General features: G+C 70.5%; 16 protein-coding genes. 7 read left to right on the forward strand and 9 right to left on the reverse strand.

Translation table 11 applies throughout. The features are described from left to right. From AOZ49_RS28830 to gspG, 5 genes are all read right to left on the reverse strand, one after another. Positions 1-221, reverse strand: a 221-nt coding sequence (locus AOZ49_RS28830) for a hypothetical protein (RefSeq protein ID WP_197286543.1), incomplete at its 3' end; no start/stop codon positions are given. A gap of 4 nt (positions 222-225) precedes the next feature. Further along, positions 226-828: a type II secretion system protein GspM gene (gene gspM, locus AOZ49_RS28835; RefSeq protein WP_054479264.1), complete on the reverse strand. Its 603-nt coding sequence runs from the start codon at positions 826-828 to the stop codon at positions 226-228. After that, the gene (gene gspL / locus AOZ49_RS28840) at positions 825-2,057 is read right to left on the reverse strand and encodes a type II secretion system protein GspL (RefSeq protein WP_054479266.1); all 1,233 of its coding nucleotides are present in this window, start codon (positions 2,055-2,057) and stop codon (positions 825-827) included. The genes gspM and gspL overlap by 4 nt, the downstream gene beginning before the upstream one ends. Beyond that, positions 2,057-2,971 carry a type II secretion system minor pseudopilin GspK gene (gene gspK / locus AOZ49_RS28845; RefSeq protein WP_054479267.1) on the reverse strand — a complete coding sequence of 305 codons (915 nt, stop codon included), beginning with the start codon at positions 2,969-2,971 and terminating at the stop codon, positions 2,057-2,059. The genes gspL and gspK overlap by 1 nt, the downstream gene beginning before the upstream one ends. A gap of 13 nt (positions 2,972-2,984) precedes the next feature. After that, positions 2,985-3,446: a type II secretion system major pseudopilin GspG gene (gene gspG / locus AOZ49_RS28850; RefSeq protein WP_054435302.1), complete on the reverse strand. Its 462-nt coding sequence runs from the start codon at positions 3,444-3,446 to the stop codon at positions 2,985-2,987. A gap of 371 nt (positions 3,447-3,817) precedes the next feature. On the opposite strand from gspG, the gene AOZ49_RS28855 reads away from it, so the two are divergent. Both AOZ49_RS28855 and AOZ49_RS28860 read left to right on the forward strand, forming a co-directional pair. After that, positions 3,818-4,288 carry a tripartite tricarboxylate transporter TctB family protein gene (locus AOZ49_RS28855; protein ID WP_054435304.1) on the forward strand — a complete coding sequence of 157 codons (471 nt, stop codon included), beginning with the start codon at positions 3,818-3,820 and terminating at the stop codon, positions 4,286-4,288. A 3-nt stretch (positions 4,289-4,291) separates the two neighbouring features. Next, the gene (locus AOZ49_RS28860; RefSeq protein ID WP_054435306.1) at positions 4,292-5,821 is read left to right on the forward strand and encodes a tripartite tricarboxylate transporter permease; all 1,530 of its coding nucleotides are present in this window, start codon (positions 4,292-4,294) and stop codon (positions 5,819-5,821) included. A 90-nt stretch (positions 5,822-5,911) separates the two neighbouring features. On the opposite strand, the gene AOZ49_RS28865 is transcribed toward AOZ49_RS28860, so the two are convergent. Then, positions 5,912-6,244, reverse strand: coding sequence for an Rdx family protein (locus AOZ49_RS28865; protein WP_054479285.1), 333 nt, complete (start codon positions 6,242-6,244; stop codon positions 5,912-5,914). A gap of 101 nt (positions 6,245-6,345) precedes the next feature. Here AOZ49_RS28865 and AOZ49_RS28870 point away from each other — a divergent pair, with 101 nt between their 5' ends. Further along, positions 6,346-7,551, forward strand: coding sequence for a multidrug effflux MFS transporter (locus AOZ49_RS28870; RefSeq protein ID WP_054479269.1), 1,206 nt, complete (start codon positions 6,346-6,348; stop codon positions 7,549-7,551). 34 nt (positions 7,552-7,585) lie between these two features. Here the strand turns inward: AOZ49_RS28870 and AOZ49_RS28875 are convergent, their stop codons facing one another. Beyond that, positions 7,586-8,059 (reverse strand): DMT family transporter, encoded by a 474-nt coding sequence (locus AOZ49_RS28875; RefSeq protein WP_054479271.1) that lies wholly within the window; start codon positions 8,057-8,059, stop codon positions 7,586-7,588. Positions 8,060-8,141: 82 nt separating this feature from the next. On the opposite strand from AOZ49_RS28875, the gene AOZ49_RS28880 reads away from it, so the two are divergent. After that, the gene (locus AOZ49_RS28880) at positions 8,142-9,038 is read left to right on the forward strand and encodes a LysR family transcriptional regulator (protein WP_231690472.1); all 897 of its coding nucleotides are present in this window, start codon (positions 8,142-8,144) and stop codon (positions 9,036-9,038) included. Positions 9,039-9,057: 19 nt separating this feature from the next. On the opposite strand, the gene AOZ49_RS28885 is transcribed toward AOZ49_RS28880, so the two are convergent. Next, a complete protein-coding gene (locus AOZ49_RS28885; RefSeq protein WP_054461233.1) occupies positions 9,058-10,044 on the reverse strand; it encodes an aldo/keto reductase in 987 nt (328 codons plus the stop codon). An 88-nt stretch (positions 10,045-10,132) separates the two neighbouring features. Here AOZ49_RS28885 and AOZ49_RS28890 point away from each other — a divergent pair, with 88 nt between their 5' ends. Beyond that, positions 10,133-11,056 carry a LysR family transcriptional regulator gene (locus AOZ49_RS28890; RefSeq protein ID WP_054435316.1) on the forward strand — a complete coding sequence of 308 codons (924 nt, stop codon included), beginning with the start codon at positions 10,133-10,135 and terminating at the stop codon, positions 11,054-11,056. Between the two features lie 91 nt (positions 11,057-11,147). Further along, positions 11,148-11,942 (forward strand): enoyl-CoA hydratase, encoded by a 795-nt coding sequence (locus AOZ49_RS28895; protein ID WP_054479276.1) that lies wholly within the window; start codon positions 11,148-11,150, stop codon positions 11,940-11,942. Between the two features lie 9 nt (positions 11,943-11,951). On the opposite strand, the gene chrA is transcribed toward AOZ49_RS28895, so the two are convergent. Then, complete coding sequence (gene chrA, locus AOZ49_RS28900) at positions 11,952-13,211, reverse strand: chromate efflux transporter (protein WP_054479278.1); 1,260 nt, start codon at positions 13,209-13,211, stop codon at positions 11,952-11,954. A 255-nt stretch (positions 13,212-13,466) separates the two neighbouring features. Here chrA and AOZ49_RS28905 point away from each other — a divergent pair, with 255 nt between their 5' ends. Then, the gene (locus AOZ49_RS28905) at positions 13,467-14,780 is read left to right on the forward strand and encodes an ATP-binding protein (protein ID WP_054479279.1); all 1,314 of its coding nucleotides are present in this window, start codon (positions 13,467-13,469) and stop codon (positions 14,778-14,780) included. The last annotated feature ends 370 nt before the right edge of the window (positions 14,781-15,150 follow it).

Below are 15,150 nucleotides of genomic sequence, written 5' to 3' on the forward strand. Positions count from 1 at the left end.
TGGCCTGCCGCGCCATCGGCCTGCGCCACCCGCCGCGGCTGCGCCGAAGGCGCCAGCGACGACGCCAGTGGCGGCACCTGATCGATCGACAGTTCGCCCCTGCGGCGATCATCGCCCTGCGGCGACGCGCAGGCGGCCAGGGCCAGCGACAGGGCCAGGCCGAGGACGCTGCGATGGGCAGGGATGCGCTCGGGCGTGCGGCGCAAGCGGGACGGCGTCACGGGCTCACCTCTGGTCGCGGGAAATGGGGCTCAACAGCACGACGCCCGCCAGGCCTTCGCCCGGCGCCACCGCGGGATCGCCGGGTTCGGCCTGGTCCTGGCGCTGCAAGGCAACGCGCGTCAACGCCAGCGGAAACGGCGCCGGTCCGGCCAGCAGCCAGGCCGCCAGCGGCGCCGCCGGCGCCCGGTGGAACACGATGCGCCAGGCGCCGGCCGCGCTCTCGTCGGCGCCGAGTTCGTAGCGCCCCGCCAATCCGGCCGCGTCGAGCCAGCGGCCCAGCGCCTCGGGGGAGACCGCGGCCTGGCGCGCCGCCGGCGCCGGACCCGCCTGGCGCAGGACCGCCTTCAGGTCGCGCGCGTTCGTTTCCAGGCGCCGCAATTCCTCCGCGCCGCGATCCGCGCGCGCCAGGGACGGCTCGATCACCGCCAGCCAGCAGCCCGCGGCCGCGACCACCGCGGCGCATAGCGCCAGCAGCCGCCGTTCGTTGTCGGCCAGCCCGCTCCAGGCGGCGCGGGCCCGCCCCTGCCAGGCCTGCTGGCGCGCGCGCCAGCGGCTGCGCCACAGCGCGGGCAGGCCGAGCGGCCGGGGCGGCGGCGCCAGGGTCATGAGCGCTCCGCCGGTTTGCCGCCTGCGGCCTGCGACGCACGCCGCAGGCGCCAGCCGGCGTCGGTCGCCTGCACCTCCACGCCAGCCTGGCGCGCGGCCTGGATCCAGGCCGGCGCGGCGCCTGCCTTGGCGCCCTCGCCCGTCTCGGCCGCTTTCGGCCGGGCGCTGCTCGGCATGTCCAGCTCCAGCGCGCCAGCCTCGTAGCGCCAGGCCTGCATCTCGCCCGCGGCGAACGCCATGTGTTCGCGCGCGGCGCGCAGCAGGAATCCAAGTTCGGCCCAATCGTCTCCCGCGCCGGCCTGGCGGGCGGCGAGCAGCCGGCGCGCCTGCCCGACCGGATCGACCACCGCGCCGACCGTCGGAAAGACGTCGCGCACGCGCTGCGCCAGCTGCTCGCGCGCCGCCTGAGCGGCCTGTTCCAGCCGCCCGGCGTGCAGCACCAGGCCCGCCATCCACACGGCCGCGGCGGCCGCGCCCAGCCAGGCGGCGCGGCGCCAGCCCGACGCGCCGGCCTGACTGGCGGCGGCGGCCGCCGGGATCGACCAGGGTATCTCCGCCATCACGCCGCAGGCCGCTTCGGGCAGCACCACGTCGGCGGCCTCGCGCCGCCACCCGGCCGGCGCGGCGCCGATCCAGCGGCACGGGCCGGCCGCGCAGGCGGCGGCGTCCGGCCCCAGGACCCGCGCGAGGCCGGCCGTTGCGTCATCCACCTGCGCATCCAGCGCATACAGGCTGCCCAGCCCGCCGGGCTGGCGCGCCACCACATAACCGTCCAGGACGCACAGCGTCCAGCCATCCACCGTCTCGGGCAGCCATAGCGGCGTGGGCGCGAACCCCGCCGGCCGCAGGCCGCAGGCGGCGATCAGCGCCTGCAGGCGGTCGGCGGCCTCGGCGTCGAACCAGGCCACGCCCACGCGGCCATCGGCGCCACGCGCGCCGTGGCCGATGCGCAGCGTCTCCGGATCGCCCAACGCCAGCGGTTCGATCGCGCCTTCCACCGCCACCCGCAAGCGCGCTCGGGCGAGCGGCGGCAGCGATACCGCCGTCAGCGTCAGGTCTTCGGGATGCGGGAACGCCGTGGCGCGGGCGCCCGGCCAGCGGCGTCCCAGTTCCGCCAGACCCGCCGGCGGCAGGCGGCGCCAGGCGGTCTTCTCGGCCGCCGCCACGGGCAGCGGCGTGTCGGCGGTCAGGGACCGCAGCGGCGGCAGCAACACGCGGATCGCGGCCATCACGCGCCTTCCCGCGACCAGATGATCTGCGAAACGCCGTCGCCGCCGCGGGTCAGCAACGCCTTCAGGGGCAGGATCATGCCGCCCAGGCGCGCGGCGCCGTCGAGACGGAACCAGCCGCTGGCGACCGCCACGCGCGGCGCCTCGGTCCGCGCCGCGGGCGTGGCGGAGGCGCCGCCGCCGTTGTCCGCGGCGCCCTCGGCCGCGCTCAGACGGTTGGCGAAGTCGCCGTTATTGACGAACCAGAGCCCGCCGTCGCGCTGCGCCACCATGGCCTTGGCCTGGTCCAGCGACATGCCGGGCACGTGCGCGGCGATCACTTCGGCGCTGGCGGTGTTGACGTTGACCAGCGTCACGCGCGGCAGCACCGTCACGTGGCGCCGCAGGCGCGCCAGCACCGCGGCGTCCACCCCCGGCACGCCGGCCAGCTCTTCCAGGCTGCGCGGCAAGGGCGCCAGCCGGCCATGCGGATCGGCGCCCGGCTGCGCCGCCAGGATCCGCTCGGCGATCGCCTGGCCCACTTCCGGCGCGACGCCCACCAGCGCGCACAGGCGCAGCAGCTCGGCCACGCCGTCCTGGTACAGGCGGCCCTCGAACACCAGATTGCGCAGGTTGAACTTGCCCTGCTCGTCCTCCAGCCGGCCGACGAAGGCGGCGTCGCGGCCGGGACGCTGCAGGCGCGTATCGACGATGGGTGCGGCCCAGACGCCGTCGGGGCGCGTGGTGGCCTGCCGCTGGCCGTCCTCGCGCAGCCGCTGGCGCGCCAGGCCCAGCCCGGCCTCCAGCAGGGCCTGGGCCTGGGCGCGGCTCTGGGCGGCCTGCACGGCGCGCAGGAACGTGTCCTGGCGCTGCAGCAGCGAGGCGACGATCATCGTCACCGCGGCCACCACCAGCAATGCGCTGATCACCGCCATGCCGCGCTGCCGTTCACAGCTGCCAGGAGCCGATGTCGGCATTGCCGCCATCCCCATCCGGCTTGCCGTCCGCGCCCAGCGAGAACACGTCGATCTCGCCGCGCGTGCCCGGATTCAGGTACTGGTACGGATGCCCCCAGGGATCGTTGGGCAGGCGGTCGAGGTAGGCGCGCCAGGCGCTCGAGGCGCCCGACCCCGAGGCCGGCCGTTCCACCAGGGCGCGCAGGCCCTGCTCGGTGCTGGGATAGCTGCCGGTGTCGAGCCGGTACAGCTTGAGCGCCTGCATCAGCGCGCTGATGTCCTGGCGCGCCGCCACGGCGCGGGCCTGGTCGGGCCGGTCCAGCAGCCGCGGCACGATCAGCGCGGCCAGGATGCCCATGATCACGATCACCACCATGATCTCGATCAGCGTAAAGCCACGCTGCCGGCGCCCGCGGGGGTACTGCCTATCCGTCGTTAACCGGCCTGCTTTCATCGCGCTTGGACTCCGAAGGCAATCACACAGGGATCCGAAGACGACGATGCCGGCGGCAGAGCGCCGGCATCGCCTTTCGGGTCCGCACAGTGTGGCCAGCCCAAATGTCACGCATTTGACCCGTTGTGTGGAGCTTTGAAAGCCTCGCGGACCGCGTTTGGACGGCGGCAAAGTTGTTTGCAGTGTTAACAGCCCCTAGGGATTTCCCGTGTTTTTTCCACGCGCCCCGCCTTGCGTGGAATTTTTTTCCATTTCATGAAAGGTATTCGGAAGTTTGAATTCTTAGACTCCCGCTTTCATTGGAATGTCAGCTTTTATTCAGACCGCAGTCAGCCTGAATCAAAGCCACAACAAAGGGAGGAATGAATCCAATGCAATCAACACGCAGCATCATCAAGCGCGAGGCGTGGGCCGCGGGCACGATGATCGTGCTCGGCCTGGGCGCCATCGCGCAGGCATCCACGTACAACATCGGCAGCCTGGCGCGCATGGGCCCGGGCATGTTCCCGGCCATCCTCGGCGTGCTGCTGGTCCTGCTGGGACTGATCATCGCGCGCACGGCCTACTCGCCCGTGATCACCGAAGAGGACGCCGAAGAGATCCCCCCGCCCGAATGGCGCGGCTGGGGCTGCATCATCGGCGGCCTGATGGCCTTCATCCTGCTGGGCAAGTACGGCGGCCTGGTGCCCGCCACCTTCGCGCTGGTCTTCATTTCGGCCATGGGCGACCGCCAGCACACGCCGCGCAGCGCCGCGCTGCTGGCCGTGGGCGTGACGATTCTCGGCGTGGCCGTTTTCTCGTGGGCGCTGCAATTGCAGTTTCCGCTGTTCCGCTGGGGCTGATCGATGGAAATCTTCAATAACCTGATGCATGGGTTCTCGGTCGCCTTCGCGCTCGACAACCTGCTGTGGGCCGTGTTCGGCGTGTTCATGGGCAACCTGATCGGCGTGCTGCCGGGCATGGGCGTGCTGGCCGCCATCTCGATCCTGCTGCCGCTGACCTACACCATGACCCCGACCGCCGCGCTGGTGATGCTGTCCGGCATCTACTACGGCTCGCAATACGGCGGCGGCATCACTTCGATCATGCTGAACCTGCCGGGCACCGCCTCGCACGCGGTGGCCTGCCTGGACGGCAATCCGCTGGCGCGCAACGGCAAGGCCGGCTCGGCGCTGTTCATGCTGATGTTCTCGTCGTTCTGCGGCGCGTCCGTCGGCATCCTGGCGATGATCCTGTTCTCGCCGCTGCTGGTCGACGTGGCCTTCAAGTTCGGCCCGGCCGAGTACTTCTCGATGATGATGCTGGGCCTGCTGGCCGGCGCCACGCTGGCCAAGGGCTCGGCGATCAAGGGCGTGGCGATGGTGGTGGTCGGCCTGCTGCTGGGCGTGATCGGCACCGACGTCAACACCGGCACCATGCGCTTTCACTTCGGCATCCTCGAGCTGAGCGACGGCCTGCAGATCGTGGCGCTGGCGATGGGCCTGTTCGGCGTGGCCGACTTCCTCAAGAACATCAACCAGATCGGCGGCGACACCAAGGTCACCAGCACCAAGGTCAGCATGAAGTCGATGCGTCCCGAAGCCGGCGACATCAAGCAGTCGCGCGGCGCCCTGGTGCGCGGCACCGCCATCGGCGCGGCCTTCGGCATCCTGCCGGGCACCGGCCCGACCATCGCCTCGTTCATCTCGTACGCGGTGGAAAAGAAGGTGGCGCGCGAACCGCGCCGCTTCGGCCGCGGCGCCATCGAGGGCATCGCCGGCCCCGAGGCCGCCACCAGCGCCTCGACCCAGACCAGCTTCATCCCCACCATGAGCCTGGGCATCCCGGGCGACCCGGTGATGGCGCTGATGCTGGGCGCGCTGATCATCCACGGCATCCAGCCCGGTCCGCAGATGATGGTCGAGCACGCCGACATGTTCTGGGGGCTGATCGCCAGCTTCTGGGTCGGCAACGTGCTGCTGTTGCTGCTGAACCTGCCGCTGATCGGCATGTGGGTGCGCCTGTTGACCGTGCCGTTCCGCTACCTGTTCCCGGCGGCGCTGTTCTTCGTCTGCGTCGGCGTCTACAGCACCAACAACAACCTGTTCGACGTGGGCATGGTGACGTTGTTCGGGGCCGCGGGCTACGCCCTGATCCGGTTGCGTTTCGAACCGGCGCCGCTGCTGCTGGGCTTCGTGCTCGGGCCAATGGTGGAAGAGAACTTCCGCCGCGCCCTGCTGCTGTCGCGCGGCGACCTGGCGATCTTCGTCACGCGTCCGATCAGCCTGGGGTTCGTGCTGGCGTGCGTGCTGCTGATCGCGCTGCTGCTGGTCTCGGCCGTGAGGCAGAAACACAAGGCGCAAGCGGCCTTGGAGCAATCCCGCTCGGCCGCCTGACCGGCGCCGACGGAATGACGGACAGCCGCCCTCGGGCGGCTGTTTTTCATGGATCGGCAGACCCGCCGGTCGCGGGCGGACAGCGGGCCGCTAGGCCTTGGGCGGCGCGGCCGGCCCCGCGGCATGGCCGTCGATATGGCCCAGCGGCCGGCCCGGATCGAGGCGGTCGCGCACCCGCTGCTTGAGCACCTTGGCCTCCGGAAAGCCGCCGTCGCGCTTGCGGTCCCACACCAGCTCGCCGTCGTAGGTGATCTGGAAGATGCCGCCGGTGCCGGGCTGCAACACCACCTCGCCCAGGTCGGTGGAGAACGTGGACAGCAGCTCCTGCGCCATCCAGCCGGCGCGCAGCAGCCACTGGCACTGCGTGCAATAGAGGATGACGATGCGGGGACGAGGGGCGGCGGGCGGGGTGGCGGTCTGCATGGCGCGGATCATTCTACGCCAGCCGGGTGCGCGCGGCGCGCGGCGCCAGTCGTGGATAATGTCAGGTTTTCCCGGGCGCGCGGTGCGCCCTGAGTCCGCCAATGAAGTCTGCATTACCCGCCCGAAGCCAACGCTGGCTGATCGGCCTCCTGATGGGCCTGGTCACGTTGACGCCGATGGGCATCGACATCTATCTGCCCTCCCTGCCCGCCATGGCCGTCGGCTTCGGCCAACCGATCAGCGCGCTGCAGGCCAGCATCACCCTCTTCATCTTCTCGGTCGGCGTCGGCCAGATCCTGATCGGCCCGCTGGCCGACCGCTACGGCCGCCGGCCGGTGGCGCTCGGCGGCGCGCTGGCCTACCTGCTGGGGTCGGCGCTGGGCGCGGCCGCGACCTCGCTGGAACTGTTCTACGCCGCGCGCGTGATCCAGGGCCTGGGCGCCTGCTCGGCCTCGCTGGTGGCGTTCGCGGCGGTGCGCGACCGCTTCAGCCCCGCGGTCGGGGCGCGCGTCTACAGCTATCTGAACGGCGCGCTGTGCACCGTGCCGGCGCTGGCGCCGATGCTGGGCGGCGCGCTGGCGGTGCATGCCGGCTGGCGCAGCACCTTCGTCTTCATGGTGCTGTTCGCGCTGGCGCTGGCGGCGTTGCTGGCGTGGCGTTTCGCCGAAACCCGCGAGGCGGCGCCGGCGCGCGGCGCGCCCCTGTACAGCCTGCGCCGCTACGCGCCGATCGCCGCCAGCGGCCGCTTTCTGTACTTCGCCATCTTCGGCATGGCCGGCATGGCCATGATCCTGGTGTTCGTGTCGGCCGCGCCGGTGGTGCTGGTGCAGCAGCTGGGCTATTCGGAGCTGGGCTTTTCCGCCTGGTTCGGCGGCAATGCCACCATCAACATCGCGGCCTTCTTCCTGGCGCCGGTGTTCATCGCGCGCTTCGGCCGCTACGCCATGCTGCGGGTCGGCATGACGGCCCTGCTGCTGGCCGCGCTGATGCACCTGGCCGCCTGGCGCTGGGCGCCCGCGGCCGCGTGGATCTTCATGCTGCCGGTGGCGGTGCTCACCGTCGGCTTTTCGCTGGCGCTGGGGTCGGCGCTGAGCCTGGCGCTGGAACCCTTCGCCGACCGCGCCGGCACCGCCGCCGCGGTCTACGGGCTGTTCCAGATGAGCGGCTCGGCCGTCATCGCCACCGCCCTGCTGGACCAGGGCGTGGCGCCGCAGGCTGCCATGGGCCTGATCGGCGTGGTGATCGTGGGGCCGCTGCTGTGCCTGTCGGGCGTCATGGGCCGGCGCGTCGCCGCGTCTTCGCACTGAGCGCCCGCGCCCGGCCCGCGCCGCCCGGCGTGGTTCAGGCCGCCGCGCGCGGCGCGTTCGACAAGTGCATCAGCAGCGCGCCGCCGGCGATCAGGGCCGCGCCCGCCAGGCGGCCGGGATTGAGCGCGCTGCCGACGAAGCCCACCAGCGCATAGCGGTCCAGCAGCAATGCCGCCAGCATCTGGCCGGCGATCACCGCCGCCAAAAAGGCGCCCGCGCCCAGCCGCGGCGCCAGCATCAGCGCCGCCGTGATGTAGAACACGCCGGCCAGCCCGCCGGTCCAGCCCCACCACGGCAGCCGGCCGATCTCGGCGAAGCTGGGCGCCGGCACCCGCAGCAACGCCATCACCACCATGGCCGCGATGGCGCTGATCGCCAGCGAGGCCATGGTGGCCCACAGCGGATGGCCCAGGTGCCGCCCCAGGGCGGCGTTGGCGCCGGCCTGGATCGGCACCAGCGCGCCCGCCAGGATGGCGGCGGGAATGGCGTAGAAGGTCGTGGTATTCAAGGCTTGCTCCGGTTCAAGAGGGATTGGCGTTATTCTCTTATTCGCCAACCATTGAATCCAATTCGATATTTGTCTATTGAATATGCAGCCAGTGAATAACCTAAGGGCCATCGACCTGAATCTGCTGGTGGTGCTGGACGCCTTGCTGCACGAGCGCAACCTGACCCGCGCGGCCGCCCGCCTGCCGATGAGCCAGCCCGCCATGAGCCACGCCCTGGCCCGCCTGCGGACGCTGCTGGGCGACCCGCTGTTCCATCGCACGCGCGGCGGCCTGCGGCCGACGCCGCACGCCCTGGCGCTGGAAACGCCGTTGCGCGACGTGCTGGCGCAGGTGCGGCGCCTGCTGGCGGGCGCGGTGTTCGAGCCCGCGGCCAGCCGGCGCGCCTTCCGCCTGGCGATGTCCGACTATGGCGCGAGCGTGCTGCTGCCGCCGCTGATGCGGCGCCTGCGGCGCGACGCGCCGGGCATCGACCTGGAAATCAGCTATGCCAGCCGCAGCGGCATGATCGCGGGCGTGGCCGACGGCCAGCTCGACCTGGCGCTGGCGGTGTTCGGCGAAACGCCCGCCGAGATCCAGCGCGCGGTGCTGTTCGAGGAAGGCTTTGTCTGCGTCGCCGATGCCGCCGCGGGCCTGCCGTCGACGCTGGAGGATTACCTGGCGCGGCCGCACGTGCTGGCGGCCGCCAGCCAGGACCAGCGCGCGGCGGAAGTGGATGCGGCGCTGGCCCGCATCGGCCAATCGCGCCGCGTGGCGCTGCGGCTGCCGCACTGGACGGCGGCGCCGGCCGTGCTGGCCGGCACCGACCTGGTGCTGACGGTGGCGCGGCGCGCGGTGACGCCGACGCCAGCGGGCCTGGCCGTGGGACCGGCGCCGTTCGCCATCGCCCCGCTGGGGTTCGAAATGATCTGGCACCAGCGCGCCGACGCGGACGCCGGCCTGGGCTGGCTGCGCGCGCTGCTCGGGCAATTGGCGGGCTGAAGCGCGCCGGCGCTGGCGCCTACTCCCGCGCGCGCGGCGCCATGAACTCGGGGCCGACCGGATCGAGGATGTTCTTTTCCAGCAGATCGTCGATGTCGGCCATGTCGGCATCGCTCAGGCGCCAGCCGCAGGCCTCGTCGACGCCGTCCAGCTGCTCCGGGCGACGCGCGCCCCACAACGCGATGGTCGGGCCGCTGTCCAGCACCCAGCGGATCGCCAGGGCCAGCACCGGCTTGTCGTAGCGGATCCGCGCCATGGCCTCCAGTTCCTTGGTGGCGCGCACGTACTGATCGAAACGCGGCCGGCGGAACTTCGGATCCGAGGCGCGCAGATCGTCGGCGCCAAAGGTAGTGTCCACCGTCATGCGGCCCGACAGCAGGCCGCGGCACAACGCGCCGTAGGCCAGCACGGCCAGCCCATGCTCGCGGGCATACGGCAGCACGTCGCGCTCGATGGCGCGCTCGAACAGGTTGTAGGGCGGCTGCACCGACGCCAGCGGCAGCACCGCGCGGAACGCGTCCATCTGTTCCGGCGAATAATTGCTCACGCCCACGGCCAGGATCTTGCCCTCGCGCTGCAGCGCTTCCAGCGTGCGCGCGGTGTCCTCGATCGGCACCAGCGGATCGGGCCAATGGATCTGGTAGAGGTCGATGCGGTCGGTGCGCAGGCGGCGCAGCGAATCCTCCACCTCGCGCCGCAGCCGCTGCGGGCTGGAATTGCGCCGCACGCCCTCGCCGGCCCATTCCAGGCCGCCCTTGGTGGCGATGACCGCCCGGTCGCGCAGGCCCGCCAGGGCCTGCCCCACCATTTCCTCGGAATGACCGAAGCCATACACCGGCGCGGTGTCGATCAGGTTGATGCCGCGCTCGACCGCGCCGCGCAGCGTGGCGATCGAGGCCGAATCATCGGCGCCGCCCCACATCCAGCCCCCGATCGCCCACGTGCCCAGGCCGATTCTCGACACAGGCGTGGGGATACCTTCAATACGCATGGTCTCGACCAGCATGACTTCTCCTACACAAAAAGTTTGATGAGTGTAGGTCAGGTATTATTGAATTGGATTCAACGATTTATTCATCTTCGCCCCGCTTTTCATGCCGTCCTACAGCCGCCACGACCTGGCCGATCTCAGCGCCTTCGCGGCCATCTGCCGGCGCGGCAGCTTCCGCCTGGCGGCCACCGAACTGGGCGTGTCGACCTCGGCCCTGAGCCACGCGCTGCGCAACCTGGAAGCCCGCCTGGGCGTCAAGCTGCTCAACCGCACCACCCGCTCGGTCGCGCCCACCGAAGCCGGCAGCCGCCTGGCGGCGCAGCTGGACCAGAGCTTCGGCGAGATCGGCGAGGCCCTGTCGGAGTTGGGCCGCTACCGCAGCGGGCCGCTGGGCGGCCTGCGCATTAACGTGCCGCGCGATGCCTCGCGGCTGCTGCTCAGCCCGGTGCTGGCGCGCTACCTCGAAGACTATCCCGGGGTGAAGATCGAGGTCGTGGTCGACAACAACATGGTCGACATCGTCAAGGCCGGCTTCGACGCCGGCATGCGCTTTGGCGACACGGTGCCGCAGGACATGGTCTGCACGCCGCTGACGCCGCCGCTGCGCTGGGTGGTGGTGGGCGCGCCCGCCTACCTCGGCCGCCACGGCACGCCCAGGAAGCCCGAGGACCTGCTGCGCCACGCCTGCATCCGGCTGCGGCTGGGCGACCAGACCATGTACCGCTGGGAGCTCGGACAAGGGCCGCAGGCGCACGCCATCGACGTGCCCGGCGCGTTGATCGTGAACGAAACCGACATGGCGCTGGAAGCCGCGCTGGATGGCATCGGCCTGGCCTATTGCCTGGAGCGCTGCGCCGAGCCGCACCTGCGCGCCGGACGCCTGCGGCGCGTGCTGGACGAGTGGTCGCCGGCGGGCGCGCCCCTGGTCATGTACTACCCCAGCCGGCGGCAACTGGCGCCCGCGCTCAGCCGCCTGATCGAGGCGATCCGCGGCGCCAACGGACTGCCCGGCGCCATCGACGCCTAGGGCCTGCCCGCCTCCGGGCGCGCGTCGCGCCGGCCGGCAAGCGGGCGCCGGCCTGCTATCGTGAGGGCTTGCCCCGCCTTCCGGAGACGCCATGCCCGCCGACGCCCTGACCCAGGACCCCTTGCTGTTGCACACGATGCACGATGGCATCGCGACGCTGCGGCTGAACCGGCCCGCGCAATTCAACGCCTTGTCCGAAGGCCTGCTGGATGCGCTGCGCGCGCGCATCGACGCGCTGGCGCGCGAACCCGCGCTGCGCTGCGTGATCCTGGAATCGGCGGGCCGCGCCTTCTGCGCCGGCCACGACCTGCGCGAAATGCGCAGCCAGCCCGCGTTCGATTACTACCTGGCGCTGTTCCGCAAGTGCGGCGGCGTGATGCAGGGCCTGCAGGCCCTGCCGGTGCCGGTCATCGCCAAGGTGCGCGGCGTGGCCACCGCGGCCGGCTGCCAGCTGGTGGCCAGCTGCGACCTGGCCGTGGCCGCGGACAGCGCGCGCTTCGCCGTCTCCGGCATCAATGCCGGCCTGTTCTGCTCGACGCCGGCGGTGGCCCTGAGCCGCAACGTGTCGACCAAGCGCGCCTTCGAAATGCTGGTGACCGCGCGCTTCATCGACGCGGCGCAGGCGTGCGACTGGGGATTGCTGAACGACGTCGCGCCGGAAGCGGAGCTGGATGCGCGGGTCCAGGCGCTGGCCGACGTGATCGCGTCCAAGAGCCCCGCCGCGATCCGCCACGGCAAGCGCATGTTCTACGCGCAGCGCCAGATGGCGCAGGCCGACGCCTACGAATACGCCGCCGAAGTCATGGCGCGCAACATGATGGAAGAGGACGCGGCCGAAGGCATCGACGCCTTCCTGCAAAAGCGCGCGCCGCGCTGGCGCCAGTGACCGGCGGCGCTACGCCAGCCAGCCCAGCGCCCAGCCGCCCGCGGCGGCGGCCAGCACCACCCACAGCGGCGACCAGCGCGCATACACCAGCAGGCCGAACAGGCCCAGCGCCAGCGCGAAATCCGCCTTGGAGAGGATCGCGCTGGTCCAGACCGGGTCGTACAGCGCGGCCAGCAGAATGCCAACCACCGCGGCGTTGACGCCCGCGACCATGTTGCGCACGCCGGGCCGGCGCCGCAGGCTTTCCCAGAACGGCAGGGCCGCGGCCAGCAGCAGAGCGCCAGGCAGGAAGACCGCCACCAGCATGGCCAGGCCGCCGGCCCAGCCGGGCAACGGACCGGACGCCGCCGCGCCCAGGAAAGCGGCAAACGTGAACAGCGGCCCCGGCAGCGCCTGCGCCACGCCATAGCCCGCCAGGAAATCCGCGTTGGACACCATGCCGCCGCCAACCGCCGCCGTCTCCAGCAACGGCAGCACCACGTGTCCGCCGCCGAACACCAGCGCGCCCGCGCGATAGAACCCGGCCAGCTGCGTCGCCAGCGGCGCGCCCGACAGCGAGGCCCACAGCGGCAACGCCGCCAGCAACAGCGCGAACAGCGCCAGGCACGCATAACCGGCGGCGCGCGATACGCCCTGCGCCCGGTTGGCCAGCAACGGCCTGGGCGGCACCTGCAGCAACGCGGCGCCGGCCACCGCGCCCAGCACGATGGCGCCGATCTGCCCCAGCGTGGTCGGCAGCGCCACCGCGATCAGCGCCGCGACGATGGCCAACCCGGCACGCGGCACGTCCGGACAGAGCGAGCGGCCCATGCCCCACACCGCCTGTGCGATCACCGCCACGGCCGCCACCTTCAGGCCATGCACCAGCGGCAGGCTGGCCAGGCCGCCGAAACGCGCCAGCCCCAGGCCCAGCAGGATCATCACCAGCGCTGACGGCAGCGTGAACGCGAGCCAGGCCGCCAGCATGCCGGTCCACCCCGCCCGCTTCAGGCCCAGCGCCATGCCGACCTGGCTGCTGGCGGGGCCCGGCAGGAACTGGCACAACGCCACCAGATCGGAAAACGCATAATCGTCGAGCCAGCGGCGGCGGTCGACGAATTCTTCGCGGAAATAGGCCAGGTGCGCCACCGGCCCGCCAAACGCGGTCAGGCCAAGCCGCAGAAACGCGAGGAACACTTCCGCACAGGTTCCGCGTCCCGCCGGCTCGGCCTCGCTGGCCACCGTTTTACTGGCGACGCGTTCATCGTGGAAAGGGGGCAGCGGCGGCATCGGACGTGGCACTCTGAAACGGTTGGCGCCGGCCGGTCGCGCGGCGCCGTGATTCAAGCTTATAGCCGGGTGGCGTGGCAGTTTCAATCGTTCGCGCGGCGGGGTTCCGCCAGATTACTGCATCAAGCTTCACAATTTCCATACAAAATCCGTTGGATAGCCCGATATACGCTCTGTAGAATACGGCGGCCCACCGCGGTGGCCAGATGCGTCGGGCGGAAAATGTGCGGCGCCCGCGCCCACAGGAATTTCAGAATGCTCAAGTTCACGATCCGTATTTTCGTGGTCGCCGCCATTGCCTATATCGCCGCCTCGCAATTGGTGAACCGCAGCCTGGGCTATCTGCTCGACTCGATCAGCGCCGACCTGTCCTACCAGGCCGTGCGCGGCCAGATGTACGCGCTGCATAAGGAACTCGACCCGATCGAGCCCGAATCGCGCGCCGCCTTCATCCGCGACTCCCTGCGGCCGCACTATGGCCTGGAACTGAAACTGGTGACGCCGGAGCGGATCGAGGCCACCGAACAGGAAAAGCAGGACCTGGCCACGCGCGGCTTCATCATGCGCGACGAATACAACACCTACCTCGCTCCCCTGCCCGGCGAGCCGCGGCAATGGCTGGAGATGCGCCTGCCCGGCGAACCGACGCTGGAAAAGTGGATCACGTGGGGCGCCTGGCTGGCGCTGAGCATGGTGCTGGCGGCGGTGCTGCTGTTGCTGTGGGCGCTGCCGGTATGGCGCGACCTCGATTCCCTGCGCAACGCCACGCTGCGCATGGGCCAGGGCGACCTGGGCGTGCGCGCGCGGCTGTCGCATTTTTCCGGTATCCGGCACGTCGGCGAAAGCTTCAACCAGATGGCCGAACGCATTTCGGCGCTGGTGGAAAACCAGCGCAGCCTGACCAACGCCGTCTCGCATGAATTGCGCACGCCGCTGGCGCGGCTGTCGTTCGAGGTCGACATGCTGGGCCAAGAGAAATTCCAGGCGCGGCGCGAGCAGATCCTGCACGACATGCGCACCGATATCCACGAGCTCGAAACCATGGTCGACGAACTGCTGGTGTACGCGCGGCTGGAACGCCCCGCCGACGACGTCGTCAAGCAGGAAACCGTGGACGTGCGCGACTGGCTCGGCGAAGCACTGGCGCAGGTGGCGCACCAGGCCGACGCGCGCGGCGTGCATTGCCACGTGCGCGACGGCCTGCCGGCGCACGTGCAGCTGCATCCGCGCTACATGAGCCGGGCCTTGCTCAACCTGGTGCAGAACGCCGTGCGCTATGCCAACGCGCGCATCGAGATCTCGCTGACGAGCTGCCCCGCCGGCGGCTACGAACTGATCGTCGACGACGATGGCCCCGGCGTCGCGCCCGCTGACCGCGAGCGCATTTTCGAGCCCTTCATCCGGCTCGACGAAAGCCGCGACCGCGGCACCGGCGGCGCCGGCCTGGGCCTGGCCATCGTCAAGCGCGTCGCCGCCAGCCACAAGGGCACCATCGAGGTGCGCGAAAGCCCGCTGGGCGGCGCGCGCTTCATATTGCGGTGGATGTCCACGCCTCTCGCGGCGGACTGATTCGCACGGCGCATGGCGGCATGCCTGGATAGTATTCGCGCCTTTCAGATAATGCCGCGCGGCCGTTGCAATGCGCAGGAATTGTTGCATTCGCGGCCCGGGAAAAATCGTCGACGCAACACCGCACGATTATTCAAATATTTGCGAGTTATTCGGGGCCAAGGCTTCATAACGATAAAAATCAGCCAGCAAGAACCATTCCCGTCGCTCGCAGGATCAGGGTCAGATCAGATTTTCAAAAATTCAGCGTCTTGTAAAATCAGTTTTAATGAGAGAATTTAAAAACAATTATGCTTATTTTCGCTGATTTTAGAATGATTATTAAAATTTCAAAAGATGCTTGAAACAGCCCTTATTGAGCGAAACTCAC

Source organism: Achromobacter sp. 2789STDY5608615, assembly GCF_001298995.1.
GTDB lineage: Bacteria > Pseudomonadota > Gammaproteobacteria > Burkholderiales > Burkholderiaceae_B > Achromobacter > Achromobacter insuavis.